General features: G+C 59.5%; 14 protein-coding genes. All 14 read left to right on the forward strand.

The window, feature by feature from the left end; genetic code table 11:
* Positions 1-13 precede the first annotated feature (13 nt).
* The 14 genes from E5Q11_RS03125 (at position 14) to E5Q11_RS03190 (ending at position 13,375) form a co-directional block, all read left to right on the forward strand.
* A complete protein-coding gene (locus E5Q11_RS03125) occupies positions 14-334 on the forward strand; it encodes a YbaB/EbfC family nucleoid-associated protein (protein ID WP_135801924.1) in 321 nt (106 codons plus the stop codon).
* Positions 335-358: 24 nt separating this feature from the next.
* Entirely contained in the window at positions 359-961 is a 603-nt protein-coding gene (gene recR, locus E5Q11_RS03130) for a recombination mediator RecR (RefSeq protein WP_135801925.1), read from the forward strand.
* A 16-nt stretch (positions 962-977) separates the two neighbouring features.
* Complete coding sequence (locus tag E5Q11_RS03135) at positions 978-2,090, forward strand: ribonuclease D (protein ID WP_191964454.1); 1,113 nt, start codon at positions 978-980, stop codon at positions 2,088-2,090.
* The gene (locus tag E5Q11_RS03140; RefSeq protein ID WP_135801927.1) at positions 2,080-2,412 is read left to right on the forward strand and encodes a YcgL domain-containing protein; all 333 of its coding nucleotides are present in this window, start codon (positions 2,080-2,082) and stop codon (positions 2,410-2,412) included. Before E5Q11_RS03135 ends, E5Q11_RS03140 begins: the two co-directional genes overlap by 11 nt.
* Positions 2,409-2,855 (forward strand): YcgN family cysteine cluster protein, encoded by a 447-nt coding sequence (locus tag E5Q11_RS03145; protein ID WP_135801928.1) that lies wholly within the window; start codon positions 2,409-2,411, stop codon positions 2,853-2,855. Before E5Q11_RS03140 ends, E5Q11_RS03145 begins: the two co-directional genes overlap by 4 nt.
* A 3-nt stretch (positions 2,856-2,858) precedes the next feature.
* Positions 2,859-3,203 carry a hypothetical protein gene (locus E5Q11_RS03150; RefSeq protein ID WP_135801929.1) on the forward strand — a complete coding sequence of 115 codons (345 nt, stop codon included), beginning with the start codon at positions 2,859-2,861 and terminating at the stop codon, positions 3,201-3,203.
* Between the two features lie 41 nt (positions 3,204-3,244).
* Positions 3,245-5,065 carry a VWA domain-containing protein gene (locus tag E5Q11_RS03155; protein WP_135801930.1) on the forward strand — a complete coding sequence of 607 codons (1,821 nt, stop codon included), beginning with the start codon at positions 3,245-3,247 and terminating at the stop codon, positions 5,063-5,065.
* A 105-nt stretch (positions 5,066-5,170) separates the two neighbouring features.
* On the forward strand, positions 5,171-6,013 hold the full coding sequence (locus tag E5Q11_RS03160; protein WP_135801931.1) for an AAA family ATPase: 843 nt from the start codon (positions 5,171-5,173) through the stop codon (positions 6,011-6,013).
* 22 nt (positions 6,014-6,035) lie between these two features.
* The gene (locus tag E5Q11_RS03165) at positions 6,036-7,214 is read left to right on the forward strand and encodes a vWA domain-containing protein (RefSeq protein ID WP_135801932.1); all 1,179 of its coding nucleotides are present in this window, start codon (positions 6,036-6,038) and stop codon (positions 7,212-7,214) included.
* A 315-nt stretch (positions 7,215-7,529) separates the two neighbouring features.
* Positions 7,530-8,075: an AraC family transcriptional regulator gene (locus tag E5Q11_RS03170; RefSeq protein WP_225314958.1), complete on the forward strand. Its 546-nt coding sequence runs from the start codon at positions 7,530-7,532 to the stop codon at positions 8,073-8,075.
* A 15-nt stretch (positions 8,076-8,090) separates the two neighbouring features.
* Complete coding sequence (locus E5Q11_RS03175) at positions 8,091-9,734, forward strand: tetratricopeptide repeat protein (RefSeq protein ID WP_135801933.1); 1,644 nt, start codon at positions 8,091-8,093, stop codon at positions 9,732-9,734.
* Positions 9,731-12,571 carry an outer membrane protein assembly factor BamD gene (locus E5Q11_RS03180; protein ID WP_135801934.1) on the forward strand — a complete coding sequence of 947 codons (2,841 nt, stop codon included), beginning with the start codon at positions 9,731-9,733 and terminating at the stop codon, positions 12,569-12,571. Before E5Q11_RS03175 ends, E5Q11_RS03180 begins: the two co-directional genes overlap by 4 nt.
* Positions 12,561-13,055 carry a tetratricopeptide repeat protein gene (locus tag E5Q11_RS03185; protein WP_135801935.1) on the forward strand — a complete coding sequence of 165 codons (495 nt, stop codon included), beginning with the start codon at positions 12,561-12,563 and terminating at the stop codon, positions 13,053-13,055. The genes E5Q11_RS03180 and E5Q11_RS03185 overlap by 11 nt, the downstream gene beginning before the upstream one ends.
* Positions 13,055-13,375: a hypothetical protein gene (locus E5Q11_RS03190; protein ID WP_135801936.1), complete on the forward strand. Its 321-nt coding sequence runs from the start codon at positions 13,055-13,057 to the stop codon at positions 13,373-13,375. The genes E5Q11_RS03185 and E5Q11_RS03190 overlap by 1 nt, the downstream gene beginning before the upstream one ends.
* Position 13,376: the final 1 nt, after the last annotated feature.

The following is a 13,376-nucleotide window of genomic DNA, read 5'->3' on the forward strand; positions in this document are numbered from 1 at the left end:
GAGGACACAAGCGATGAACAATATGGGCGATTTGATGCAGAAGGCCCAGAAGATGCAGGAAGAAATGCAGAAGGCTCAGGAAGAGGCGGCCAAGGCAGAGATTACCGGCGAATCCGGAGCCGGCCTGGTGAAAGTGACCATGAACGGGCGCCATGACGTTCGCAAGGTTGATATTGACCAATCCCTGCTGAGTGAAGACAAAGAGGTTCTGGAAGACCTTCTGGCCGCGGCCATTAACGACGCGGTTCGCCGTGTGGAAGCGAACCAGAAAGAGAAAATGTCCGGAATGATGTCAGGCATGGGGCTACCCCCTGGCTTCAAGATGCCGTTCTGATTCCTGGCTGACTGAGGAAACTCCATGGCGTTTAGCCCACTGGTTGACGAACTCGTTGAATCGTTGCGCTGCCTGCCCGGCGTCGGGCAGAAAACCGCCCAGCGCATGGCCTTCCATTTGCTGGAACGAGGCCGCTCCGGGGGCAGCCGCCTGTCGGAAGCGCTGGATCAGGCAATGACGGGCGTCCGGCGCTGCGACAGCTGCCAGAATTTTTCCGATACCGCTATCTGCGGCATCTGTGAAACCCCGGAGCGCCGTAATGGCACGCTCTGTGTGGTGGAAAGCCCCTCGGACCTGTTGGCGATCGAGCAGGCCGGCGATTATCGCGGCAGTTATTTTGTGCTGATGGGCCACCTGTCACCCATTGATGGGGTAGGGCCTGAAGAAATCGGCATTGAACGGCTGCTGGCCCGCGTTGCGGAAGAGGGCGTGACCGAACTGATTCTGGCCACCAATCCCACGGTCGAAGGGGAAGCCACCGCCCACTATATTTCCGATCGACTGGACGGCCGGGAAATCCTGATTACCCGCCTGGCCCACGGTATACCGGTGGGTGGCGAACTGGGATACGTCGATGGTTTCACCCTGACTCATGCATTCCGGGGCCGCAAGCCGCTGTCCGACTGAACCTCAAGAGCTTTCTATGAACGCAACATGGATTACCAGCGCGGCAGAGCTCGACGCCTGGCTTGGCGCAAACAGCGACCAGCCAATAGCCCTGGATACTGAATTCGAGCGGGTCAGCACTTTCTACCCCATCCCGGGCCTGGTGCAGCTGGGTCTTGGTGAAGAATTCCGCCTGGTTGACCCCTCGGTTGCAGAGGCCAGCGCCGTTTTCCGCAGCGCGCTTGCCAGCCCCGAACGCGTCAAACTGCTCTACGCCATGAGCGAGGACCTGGAACTGTTCCGACACTGGTTGTCGCTGGAGCCGGCCGGGGTGATTGATCTGCAGATTGGCGCCGCCATGGCCGGGGCCGGATTTTCCATGGGCTACGCCAGGCTGGTTGAGCAGCTGTTCGGTGAGACCCTCGATAAGTCCGCCACCCGTTCGGACTGGCTTGCGCGGCCGCTGTCTGCCGCGCAGGAGCAGTACGCAACCGACGACATCCGCTTTCTCAGGCCAATCCATGAATGGGTCTGGAATGCCCTTGGCGACAAGGGCCTGATTGAAGCGTTAGTTGAGGAATCCGCCCGTTTCGCCGAAGACCTGGCCAGTCAGGATGACCCGGAGAACCATTACCGCAAGTTGCGGGGTGGCTGGACCCTGACCCCACAACAGCAGGGGGTTCTGAAAGCACTTGTGCACTGGCGGGAGCTTGAGGCCCGGGAACGGGATCGGCCCCGCAACCGGGTTCTGGCGGATGCGTTGCTGATCAGTATTGCCGAAAAACTGCCCGGTTCGGTCAGGGAGCTTTCCCGCATCAGTGGCCTGCCGGCCGTGGTGGTACGCCGGTATGGCGATCAGTTGATTGAGCGCATTGGTGAGGCGGCGACGGCGGATAATTCCACACTGGTGCTGATTTCGCCGCCGCTGACCCGGCAGGACCAGATGCTGTACAAACAGCTGAAGCGATTGATGGTGGAAGCCGCAGAAGACCGGGATCTTCCGGTCGAGCTGCTGGCGCCGCGAAAACGGCTGGAAGCCGTGGTACTGACTCGCGACCTCAGCGCCGGGCTGTTCACCGACGGCTGGCGGAAGCAGGTCGTTGCGCCGGTTCACAGCAAACTTGAGGAAGTACTCAGCAATGACCGATAAAACCTTTGTGTCGGTATTTCGCAGCAGTAAAAAGCCGGATACCTACCTGTTTGTTCCACGAGGCCAGGTCTGGGAGGATCTGCCGGAAAGCCTGCTGGGTATTTTCGGCAAGCCGGTTCACTCCATGGACCTGATTATGACGCCGGACCGCAGGCTGGCCCGAACCAGCGGCAGACAGGTTCTGGAGGCCATCGCCGATAAGGGCTTTTTCCTGCAGATGCCGGAGGAGCAGAGCGGCTACGTGGTGGATTTCCGCACCCGGCCGGAACAGCAAAGAGAACGGGCGGCCGAAACTGATGAAGGCGCCGGGAACAGCGAATGATTGCTGAAATCCCGTTCTGGCAGCGCAAACGCCTGGATGAGATGACCGCCGCAGAATGGGAATCACTGTGCGACGGCTGCGGTAAGTGCTGCCTGGCCAAGTTGGAAGACGAAGATACCGGGGAGGTGTTTTATACCGACCTGGTCTGCCGATACATGGATCAGGATACCTGCGGCTGCACCGTCTATCCTGAAAGACTGGAGAAGGTGCCGGCCTGCACTGTACTGACACCAGACACGCTGGCTGACTTTCACTGGTTGCCCTATACCTGTGCCTATCGCCGGCTGGCTGAGGGCAGGCCGCTGGCGGATTGGCACCCGTTGCGGTCCGGCGACCCGGAGACCGTGCATCAGGCGGGCGTTTCGGTACGTCACCGGGTGCAATCAGAAGCCGAAGTCCCGGAAGACGACTGGGAAGAACACATTATTCACTGGATTATATGAATCATGATGGATGCTGATACCAACTTCGCCTACGGCCTGTTCTGGGTCTTTTACGCCGTTGCATTTGTGGTTTTCTTCTACTCGGTGTCGCGGTTGTTCCGGCTGATTCCGGTGTACGGAATTCGTACCCTGCTGCAGGCCGCGCTTGTGGTCATTGTGCTGACGCCGGTTGAATCCAGCGAGGTCGCAGACTGGTGGATGCCCGCCTGGCTTCATGGAGGCTACGAATCCATTCTGGGTAACCCCGACGAAGCCGGCCGAGCGCTTCTGAATCTGGGTATTGCCGCTATCATCATGCTGCTGGTGTGGGTGCTGGATATGGTCCGTTACCGGCTGGTCAAGCGCTGAAGCCTATCAATCTCGTCTCTGGAAATCTCTGTGGAGTGACTATGCGAACACTGCCTGTCCTGCTGTTGATGCTTGTTGTTTTTACGCCACAGCTTCACGGCCAGGAGGTAGACGCTCCCCAGCTTCCGGGGCAGGGGGACGTTCGGATTATCGTCGACATTTCCGGTTCCATGAAAGCCAATGATCCGGAAAATCTCCGCCAGCCCGCCGTTCGCCTTCTGGCCCGCCTGTTGCCCCAGGGCACGGAGGCCGGTGTCTGGACCTTCGGCCAGTGGGTAAACATGCTGGTACCCCACGGTGCCGTGGATGATGAGTGGCGCCAGAACGCCGTGGAGAAATCCCGGGAAATCAATTCGGTGGCGCTGCGAACCAACCTGGGCGCGGCACTGGATAAAGCCAGCGATCCCTACCTGAGCGGCGGCGATCTTAGCAACACCGACTTTATTCTGTTGACCGACGGCAAGGTTGATCTGTCTGATGACGCTTCGGTGAATGCCGAGGAGCGTGAGCGCATTCTTGGGCCGCTGCTTGCGGGCCTGGTTGAGCGTGGTGCCACACTGCATACCGTGGCCCTGTCCGAAGAAGCCGACCTGGAGATGCTCGAGGCACTTGCAACTGGTTCCGGCGGGCTTTTCTCGCTGGCGTCGTCTGCCGATGACCTTAACCGTGCGTTTCTCCAGTCCCTGAACGCCGCCGTGCCTCAGGAGCAGATTCCCCTGAATGAAGAAGGCTTCAGGGTGGATGAAGGCGTTGAGGAGTTCACCGCGCTGATTTTCTGGGGCGAAGAAGAAACCTCCGCGACACGCTCACTGGCACTGATCAACCCGGCCGGCGAACGATTCTCGAAGAATTCCGTGGCCGACAATATGGCCTGGTCCGCTGAAACCGGCTATGACCTGATGACCGTAACCGGTCCGGTCGCAGGGCAGTGGCAGATTGAAGGCGAGCTGGGCGAGGGCAGCCGGGTCACGGTGGTCAGCGACCTGCGCATGGTGGTCAGCCCGGTGCCCACCAGCTTTACCGCCGATGAGCCAATCAATCTGAAAGTGGCGTTTTTTGAAGAGGATGCCCGCATCCAGAACGCCGATTTTCTGGACGTGATTGACGTGATCGTGCGCCTGACCGCCAGTGACGGCCGCAGTGGCTCCAAGACCCTCAGCCCGGAGCAGCCCCCGGAGGATGGCGTTTATACCGATAGAATTGAAAGCCTGCCTGCCGCCGGGGATTACGACATCGAAGTGATTGCAGACGGAACTACCTTCTCCCGCCAGTTTTCCGCGGTAACGCGTTTTATTGCGCCGGAAGCCTCGATTGCGTCACCGATTGATATCAGCGAGGTGGAGGCACCTGTGGCTGATTTGCCCGCTGAAACAGACCCTGAGGCAGCGCCCGAGCCTGAAGCTGCGGGTCCGGAACCTGTCAGCTCAGCGCCCGACGTACGAGAAAAAGAGGCGGAAGCGACGCTCTTATGGATCTGGGGGCTCGGCGGTGGAGCGGGTTTACTGGCGTTGGTGGTGGGCGCATGGGCCCTGTTACGGCGGAAGAAGGCTGATCCCGAGGATTCCGGAGCTGAGAGGGAAACCCTGGACGATCTTGAGGCCGAGGCTGAAGACGCCGACGATGATTTGCCGCCCGTTATCGAGCCAGAGCCAGAGCCGGAGCCTGAGCCTGAGCCTGAGCAAGCGCCTGAACCGGAGCCCGAGCTCGAACCTGACGTGGCCGTGCCGGAGCTGGAGCCAGAACCCGAACCCGAGCCTGATTTCGGCCTTGAGGACTTCGATCTGTCCGAATTTGACGATCTTCCCGACAGCGATGAAACCTCACCGGACGACCCGGAAGACGACCGTAAAAAACGCGAGTAAACGGCTTCCCCAGGCCGCCCCTTATCATGGCGGCCGCACTTCTCTATAATCTGTGGCTGATTCAAACAGTTGTTTAATCCGACCACGAGACAGGAATAGCACCCCATGAAGTTTACCGGTACTGATAAATACGTCGCGACGGATGACCTGCAGATGGCGGTTAACGCCGCGATTACCCTTCAACGGCCGCTGCTGATCAAGGGCGAACCGGGTACCGGCAAAACGCTGCTGGCGGAAGAAATGGCCTCGGCCCTGGGCATGCGTCTGATTCCCTGGCACATCAAGTCCACCACCAAGGCCCAGCAGGGCCTGTACGAGTATGATGCGGTTTCCCGCCTTCGCGACAGCCAGCTGGGCGACGAAAAGGTCAAGGACATCAGCAACTACATCGTCAAAGGCAAGCTTTGGGAGGCGTTTGAAGCCGACGAGCAGGTGGTTCTGCTGATCGACGAAATCGACAAGGCCGATATTGAATTTCCCAACGACCTGCTGCTGGAACTCGACCGCATGGAATTCTATGTGTACGAAACCCAGCAGTTCGTCCGCGCCAACAAGCGCCCGGTGATCGTGATCACCAGTAATAATGAAAAAGAACTTCCGGACGCCTTTCTGCGCCGCTGTTTCTTCCACTACATCAATTTCCCGGACCACGACACCATGAAGCACATCGTGGATGTTCACTTCCCGGGCATTCAGCAGCAGGTCGTGCGGGACGCGCTTGAAGTCTTCTTTGATGTGCGCAAAGTGCCCGGCCTGAAGAAAAAGCCGTCCACGTCTGAATTGATTGACTGGCTGAAGCTGCTGATGGCCGACGAGCTGTCTGCCAAGATGCTGCAGGAAAAGGACACCAGTTCCGCTTTGCCACCGCTTTACGGTGCCCTGGTGAAGAACGAGCAGGACGTGCACCTTCTGCAGAAGCTGGCGTTTATGGCGCGCCGCCGCAGCTGAAATTCAGCAAGAGCGACCACTTATGTTGATTGATTTTTTTCTGGAAGTCAGACGGGCGAAGGTACCGGCCAGCCTGCGTGAGTTTCTGGACCTGCTGGAAGCGCTCCAGAACCGGCTGGCTTTCGCCAATATGGAAGAATTCTATTATCTGGCGCGGGTGTGCCTGGTAAAGGACGAGCGCCATTTCGACAAGTTTGATCGGGCATTTCAGGTTTACTTTGAAGGCATCCAGAATCTGGACGACCTGATGGAAGCGCTGATTCCTGACGACTGGCTGCGCGCCGAGTTCGAGAAACAGCTAACCGATGAAGAAAAAGCGAAGATCGATTCCCTCGGTGGCCTGGAAGAGCTGATCGAAACCTTCAAGAAGCGCATGGAAGAGCAGGAAGAGCGCCATGAGGGCGGTAACAGGTGGATCGGCACCGGCGGAACATCCCCGTTCGGCGCCAACGGTTACAACCCGGAAGGCTTCCGCATTGGCCAGAAAAAGGGCCGGCACGGTAGGGCCGTCAAAGTCTGGGAGAAGCGCGAATTCCGCGATCTGGACGACAGCCTGACCCTGGGTATCCGCAACATCAAGGTAGCCATGCGCCGGTTGCGCAAGTTTGCTCGCCAGGGCGCAGCGGACCAGCTGGATATGGACGACACCATCCGCTCGACCGCGCGTAATGCCGGCTATCTGGACCTGAAAATGGTCCCGGAACGGCACAATGCGGTGAAAGTGCTGATTTTCTTCGATGTGGGCGGTTCCATGGACCCACACGTGCGGGTCTGCGAGGAGCTGTTTTCAGCTGCGCGGATGGAGTTCAAACACATGGAATATTTCTACTTTCATAACTTCATCTATGAAAGCGTGTGGAAGAACAACATCCGGCGGATGAATGAAACCATCAGCACCTGGGACATCCTCAACAAGTACACACCGGACTACAAAGTGATCTTTGTAGGGGATGCCAGCATGGCGCCCTATGAGATCTCACATCCGGGTGGATCCATCGAGCACTGGAACGAAGAAGCCGGTGCCACCTGGTTCCAGCGCTTGAGCGACCACTTCCGCAAAGTGGTGTGGCTGAATCCGCTGCCAGAGAGCTACTGGGGCACGGGCGGTTCCATGGGCATGACCCGGCAGCTGGTAAATGATCACATGTACCCGCTGACCCTGGAAGGCCTGGAATCGGCGATGAAACAGCTGAGCAAATAAAAGCCGGGCAAAAAAAAGCCGATGCGTTGAGGGCATCGGCGAAGCTCGGCATATCAAACGGGGCTGGCAAAACCGGCCCCGCAACCCTCTGTCAGCAATTACGGGACCATTTAATCCCAATCCTGTTAAATCAGACACATAGCCGGTTTCCTGCTCTCACGGAAATGAATGTGTTCTGGTTTGCCTTGCCATCCTGTCAAATATTCCGACACTCCCGAATGTCGATTTGGTGATCTGGATACCGTTATTGGCTGTTACCAAGTGTTACTCTCGCTGCGAATTCGGTTACAGACGTTTGCAAGGGGCGTTTCACTCATGGTTGGCACAGTTCACGCAGTCATCAGCCAGGTAAAACCATATATCACGGCACTGGTGGTCGCTATTTTCGCGGCTGGCGGCGTTCAGGCAGACGAGTCTGCAGCGCTGGACCGTGAGATCGACGCTATCGAGTCCGAAGTGGCGTCCCTCAGCCAGACCCTGTTTGAACTGGAAGAATCCGTGCTTTACCCGGCGGATACCCAGGTTGCGGTCTTTCTGGCGCTCAAGGACAAAGAGGGGCTGGCTCTGGATTCTGTGGAGCTGTACCTGAATGGCAGCCCGGTGTCCTCCCATCTTTACACCGACCGCGAGCGCGAGTCCCTGCGTAAGGGCGGCATCCAGCGACTTTACATCGGTAACCTTCCCCATGGTGGTCATCAGTTGAAGGCCGTCCTGACCGCCCGGTCTGCCAATGAGCGGTTCATCCGCCGTGAGGTTCGCCACCAGTTCCGCAAGCGCCCGGGTGAGTCCCGCATCCAGATGACACTGGACGCCGCCGCGCCGGATTATGAGCCTGTTGTGTCTTTCCAGGAATGGGAATAAGCCGGAGGCTTTGCCGTGCAGGAATGGATTCGCAAGTTAAACCCCACCCGCTGTTTCGCGCTGGTCCTGGCTTTGATCAGTCATTCGAGCGTGCTGGCACAGACCGGCCATCCCGATCTGGACCTGGGTATCGCCCGTTTTGCCGAACACAATGGGCAATCTGCGGAAGCACTCTGGTACACACAGACCCCGGAATCCGAAGCTGAATCGCTGGTTCGCGCCCGGGCGCTTATCAATACCGGCCGCCAGAGCCAGGCTGTCGAACTGCTGGACCGGCTGATTGATGGCGATTACTACCGGGGCGAGGCGGCGCTGCTGAGGTCTGACCTGATCGAAGACAACCCCGCCGAAACCGAACGCCTGTTGACGCTTGCCTCGGAAAAGGGCCATGGGGAAATCCGTCAGCGGGCGCTGTATCAACTCGCCGACATGGCCCGCACTGGTGACCGGCCGGAACGGGCAGGTCAGATACTGGCTACCATGGACCCCGGTTACTGGGCGGCCCTTGGTTACATGAACATAGCGGCGGACTACGGCAAGCGTGACCTGAATCCTTCCCGTGCTCTGATTTCCCTTCGGGTTGCCCTGGCAATGGCCGAGGAAGACCCGGACAGGCGGCGCGGTGAAGCCCTGAAAGCGCGGCTTCTGGTGAGGGCAGGTCTTCTGGCCTATGAAGCGGGGGATTACGACAAGGCCATCAGTTTTCTGGAGAAGGTAGCACTGGAAAGCTACAGCACACCCCAGGGTCTTTATCTCCATGGCCTGGCGCTGTCTGCAAAAGGCAATCAGCGGGATGCCATGCAGTCCTGGCACCGGGCAAAGAAATACCCGCTGGCATTTGCCGGTGTTGCCGAGGCGTGGTTGGGGACAGGCCGGGGGTACGACCTGACGGGGTATCTGGGTCAGGCGGGTGAGGCCTATCTGGCGGCCAGTGCTTCCTACGAAAGCGAACGGGTCACATTGCGGAAACTGGCAGACCTGGTTCGCGACAAAGGCGCCTTTGAGGCGCTGGTGTCCGGCGCCGGTGAAACCCAGACGGAATGGTTTCTGGCCGACAGCCGGATGCTGACCCAGCCCCGCAGCGCCTACCTGCTGAGGTTTATGGAAAATGCCGATGCCCAGGCCGCTGTTGGTCGGGTCAGCACCCTGGAAACCCAGCTGGACCGGATGGCCCAGCAGGAGCGCACTCTGACGGTGTTTCAGGGGGTTCTGAGTGAGCGATTGAAAGAGAGCTCCGGCCAGGCAGGCATTTCCGATGCCTTCCGGGACAGGTTCGAAGCCACGCTGAAGCGGATTTCCGGGGCGAAAGACGCTGCCAGTGCGGGCTCACCCGAGGCAAAAAGGCTTGACCAACTGGCCCTGACACTTGCTGATGTCAAAGACTCGGCAAACCTGTTTGGTCCCCGGCTGGCGCAACGGGATCAGACGCTCCGTCGTCTTTCTGGCCGAATTGAAAAGGCGCTTGTTTCACTGAGGCAGAATCGCCAACGGGCGCGCCAGGCCCTGGACAGCGCCAATGCTGATCTGGACAGGCGGGTGCTGGCCTATGTTAACGCTGAGGCCGACCGCATGGTCACGGCCCTTGAAAAAGCCGAGCAGCAGATTGCCCACCTCTATGAATACCTGGCCCTTCAGAATCTGAAGCAGGGGGCTCCATGAGCAGGCTGAATGATTCTTCATGGCACCTGATACTGACACTGATCACCGGCCTGCTGGCGGTTAACGTTGCGCTGGGCCAGGAATCTTTCCGGGTTGAACTGGGCCGGGATGGCGAAACCATTGGCGATATGCGCCCGGTGTTCCTGGAATTCAAAACCCAGCCAATGCCCGCGATCTCGCCGGTAGAAGTGGCAAGGCGCTATCAGAAACTGTTCGACAATGCTGACGAGCCGGACGTCAGAATTGATGCGCTTGCGCGACTGTCCAACATCCAGCGGCTGACGGACCAGAACATCGCCATCAGCCAGGACGAAGAGCAGCGTATCTACCGTGAGGCGATTTCTAGTTATGAGGCGATTCTCAATAAAGGCTCCTATTACGGCAAGCTTGACGAGCTGATCTACCAGATGGCCAAAGCCCATGCTTTCGTGGGTCAGATGGAAGAATCCACCGCCCGGCTGAAACAGCTGGTTGGCCTTTATCCGGGGTCTGAGCTGGTGCCCGAGGCCCGGTTCCGGATTGCTGAATCGGCGTTTTCCCGCGGGCGCTATGCCGAAGCAGAAGCCGAATACAGCCGCCTGATTTCCGGAGATGGCGGTGACTCCCTGAAAACCAAGGCCCGCTATATGCTGGGCTGGAGCCAGTACAAGCAGGGCCCTGCGGCCTGGCGCCGGGCGGCAGTGACTTTCCTGACGGTGCTGGATGGCCTGAGCGGCCAGACCAGCGGGTTTACCCGGGTACCCAGGTCTGATGCTGAACTGGTTGAAGATACCTTCCGGGTGATTGCGTTGATGGCAGCCGAGGCCAGGGGAATAGAATCCATTGCCGAGTGGTCCGACGACGCGGAAAGAACCGACGCAAAGGAAGGAGTGACTGCCGGCTTCAGTGACCTGCTCTACGATCGGCTGGCTGACCTGTATGCATCCCGTGGCCAATACACGAACAGCGTGGCGGTGCACCGTGCCTTCATTGCGCGCCACAGTACTCACCCCGGGGTACCGGCTTTCTATGCACAGTCAGTGCAGGTCTGGCGGATGGCGGGGCAAAACAACCGCGTCCGGGAGGCCCGCGCTGATTATGTTGCAGCATTCAGCAAGCAGGACCGGTATACGGCCCTGAACAGAGCTGATCAGCAGCGCTGGCTGGAATATGCAAAGACCCTGGGTGACTATCACTACGATCAGGGCGAGACCGCAAGCAGGGCCGAGCGCAAAGCCAGGTTTACCTCCGCCGCCAACTATTACAGCCAGCTTGCGACCCGCCAGGACAGCCCCGGGGAAACCCTGCGCCTGGCTGGCGATGCCTGGTTACAGGCGGGCGAGGCCAGATCCGCGCTGGCTGCTTTCCGCCAGGCGGCCTATCAGGCGCCGGGCTACCCAGATGCCGACGACGCAGGCTGGGCGGCGCTGGTGCTTGAGCGTGATGCCGTCGATGGCCGGAATTCCCTCGGTACGTCCCTTGGCCAGCTCGCTGATGCCAGCGAAAAATGGTCGGCCAGGTTTCCGGACGATCCAAGAATTCCTGAGTTGAGCTCTGATCTGGCGAACCGCCTGCTGGCGCAGAGCGAGCATGAGCGCGCCCGCCAGTTTGCGGAGATGGCGATAAATCACCCTGAAGCCACCCCGGCAGTCACCTACAGCGCTCTGCTTGCACTGGGTGAAACCCAGGTCTTGGGTGAGAACTATCGGCTTGCAGAAAACGCCTGGCGCAAAGCCCTGGGGCTGATGACTTCCGGCCAGGTTACCGGGGTGGCGCCAAAGGAGGCAATGGGGCTGAAACGCCAACTGGCCACGAGCATTTACCGGCAGGGTGAACAGGCTGCCGCTGAGGCCCGGACCGACATCGCGGTGGCCCACTTCCAGCGTATCGACAGCGTGCTGCCGGGCTCGGACATTGCCATCAAGGGCCGATTTGATGCGGCAAACACACTGCTGAAAGCCGAGCGTTGGCTGGCGGCGGTGAATGAGCTGTCCCGTTTCCGTCAGGACTATCCGGCACATCCGCTAACCGCCTCTGTCAGCGAAAAGCTGGTGCTGGCCTACGTGTCTTCGCAACAGCCGGTGCGGGCAGCGGATGAATTGATGGCCGCCAGTCCATTGATGGAAAAGCAGCTTCGGGCGGCAGAGCTTTACCACCAGGCCGGCGCTGAGGACAAACGCAATAAGATCTACCTGAGCTATCTGGGGCAGGGCGATGCTGCGATCAAGCCCACGGATGCCAGAGCCCATGTGATGAACCAGACCTTCCGGCAGCGGTTGATTGAATCGGATGTTTCCGCCACCGCCCTGCGGGAGCAACTGGTCACCGCTGAACTGGAAAGCGACTGGCACTCACCTGAAACATTGAACTGGGCGGGGCAGGCAGCGCTGCAGCTGGGCGACATTCAGGCCAACCGTTTTGCTGCGGTAGAGCTACGGGCGCCGCTGGCCGATTCACTCGCCCGCAAGCAACGCCTGCTGGACGCCGCCGGAAACCGCTATGACCAGGCCCGGACATTTGGCGGGCAGGGTGTCGTGTCCCGCGCCACCTTTGAAAAGGCCGAGCTCTTCCGGCGCCTGGCGGCTGATCTGATGGCGTCAGAGGCGCCGCCGGAGCTCAACGAGATGGAAACCATGCAGTACCAGATGCTGCTGGAAGAAGAAGCCTATCCGTTTGAAGAGCGGGCCATCACCCTGCATGAGCGCAACCACCAGCGACTGGCAGAGGGGGTTTTTGACCAGTGGGTTGAGCAGAGCCTGCAGGTGCTGGCGGAACTGTTCCCTGGCCGCTATGCCCGCTCGGTGCGCTGGATGAGCCTGAGTGAAAAGCCAAGCGAGGAGTCCGACGATGACGCGTAATCTGATTCTGGGCCTGTTTTGCCTGATCCTTGTGGGGTGCGCTGCAAGCCCGCCCGCGCCGTCCGGGGCTGAAACCACGCCGGAGCAGGAACAACAGGCCGCTCAGGAGGCCGCAAGGGAAGCTGAAAAGGCGTCGATGGCCCTGAAACAGGGGCATAAAGATGCGGCCCTGGCGGCCTATCGCACCGCTTTTGATCTTGACCCGAAAGATGCCGTTTCAGCCAACAACCTGGCGCTGCTGTTGCGGGAGAAAGGCCAGTTCCGGGAGGCGGTCACGCTGCTTCAGAAGGGTATTGAGCATTCACCGGAAACCGCAGAGCTGCACTACAACCTCGCGGTTATCGCCGAACTCTATCTGCTGGATCTGGAACTGGCGCTGGCCCATTACCGAAGATATCGGGCACTGACCGCGGAAACCGATCAGGAGGCCGAGGGCCAGCTCGTTGCCGGCTGGATCGCGGATCTGGAACGGAGGCTTGACTGATGATGGGTTTTACCGGGTTCGCCTGCTGTCTTCGAGCCGCTTTCGCGGCCATTGCCCTAATGGTTCCGGCAATGTCGGCCGCCCAGGAAACCGTTTCGCTGACGGTTGAAGGCATCAGTACGGTGTCCAGCGAGGACAACCCTGGCATTGTCTACATTCTGCCGTGGCAGCCACCAACCCTGCCCAGGCGGGACCGCGAGGGCCTGGCCACCAACGCTGCGGAACTGCTCGAGCCTGTGGACCCACTGGTCTTCGAGCGCCACCAGAACTTTCAACAATCGCTGAATCCTGACCTGGATTCGTCGAACACCCTGCGCTAGC

This window comes from Marinobacter confluentis, from assembly GCF_004785685.1.
Classification (GTDB): domain Bacteria; phylum Pseudomonadota; class Gammaproteobacteria; order Pseudomonadales; family Oleiphilaceae; genus Marinobacter; species Marinobacter confluentis.

Coding starts and splice junctions, on each gene's coding strand:
- E5Q11_RS03150 (WP_135801929.1), top strand. CDS start 2,859: ATGATGGATGCTGATACCAACTTCGCCTACGGCCTGTTCTGGGTCTTT.
- E5Q11_RS03180 (WP_135801934.1), top strand. CDS start 9,731: ATGAGCAGGCTGAATGATTCTTCATGGCACCTGATACTGACACTGATC.
- E5Q11_RS03155 (WP_135801930.1), top strand. CDS start 3,245: ATGCGAACACTGCCTGTCCTGCTGTTGATGCTTGTTGTTTTTACGCCA.
- E5Q11_RS03145 (WP_135801928.1), top strand. CDS start 2,409: ATGATTGCTGAAATCCCGTTCTGGCAGCGCAAACGCCTGGATGAGATG.
- E5Q11_RS03190 (WP_135801936.1), top strand. CDS start 13,055: ATGATGGGTTTTACCGGGTTCGCCTGCTGTCTTCGAGCCGCTTTCGCG.
- E5Q11_RS03125 (WP_135801924.1), top strand. CDS start 14: ATGAACAATATGGGCGATTTGATGCAGAAGGCCCAGAAGATGCAGGAA.
- E5Q11_RS03170 (WP_225314958.1), top strand. CDS start 7,530: ATGGTTGGCACAGTTCACGCAGTCATCAGCCAGGTAAAACCATATATC.
- recR (WP_135801925.1), top strand. CDS start 359: ATGGCGTTTAGCCCACTGGTTGACGAACTCGTTGAATCGTTGCGCTGC.
- E5Q11_RS03165 (WP_135801932.1), top strand. CDS start 6,036: ATGTTGATTGATTTTTTTCTGGAAGTCAGACGGGCGAAGGTACCGGCC.
- E5Q11_RS03185 (WP_135801935.1), top strand. CDS start 12,561: ATGACGCGTAATCTGATTCTGGGCCTGTTTTGCCTGATCCTTGTGGGG.
- E5Q11_RS03140 (WP_135801927.1), top strand. CDS start 2,080: ATGACCGATAAAACCTTTGTGTCGGTATTTCGCAGCAGTAAAAAGCCG.
- E5Q11_RS03160 (WP_135801931.1), top strand. CDS start 5,171: ATGAAGTTTACCGGTACTGATAAATACGTCGCGACGGATGACCTGCAG.
- E5Q11_RS03135 (WP_191964454.1), top strand. CDS start 978: ATGAACGCAACATGGATTACCAGCGCGGCAGAGCTCGACGCCTGGCTT.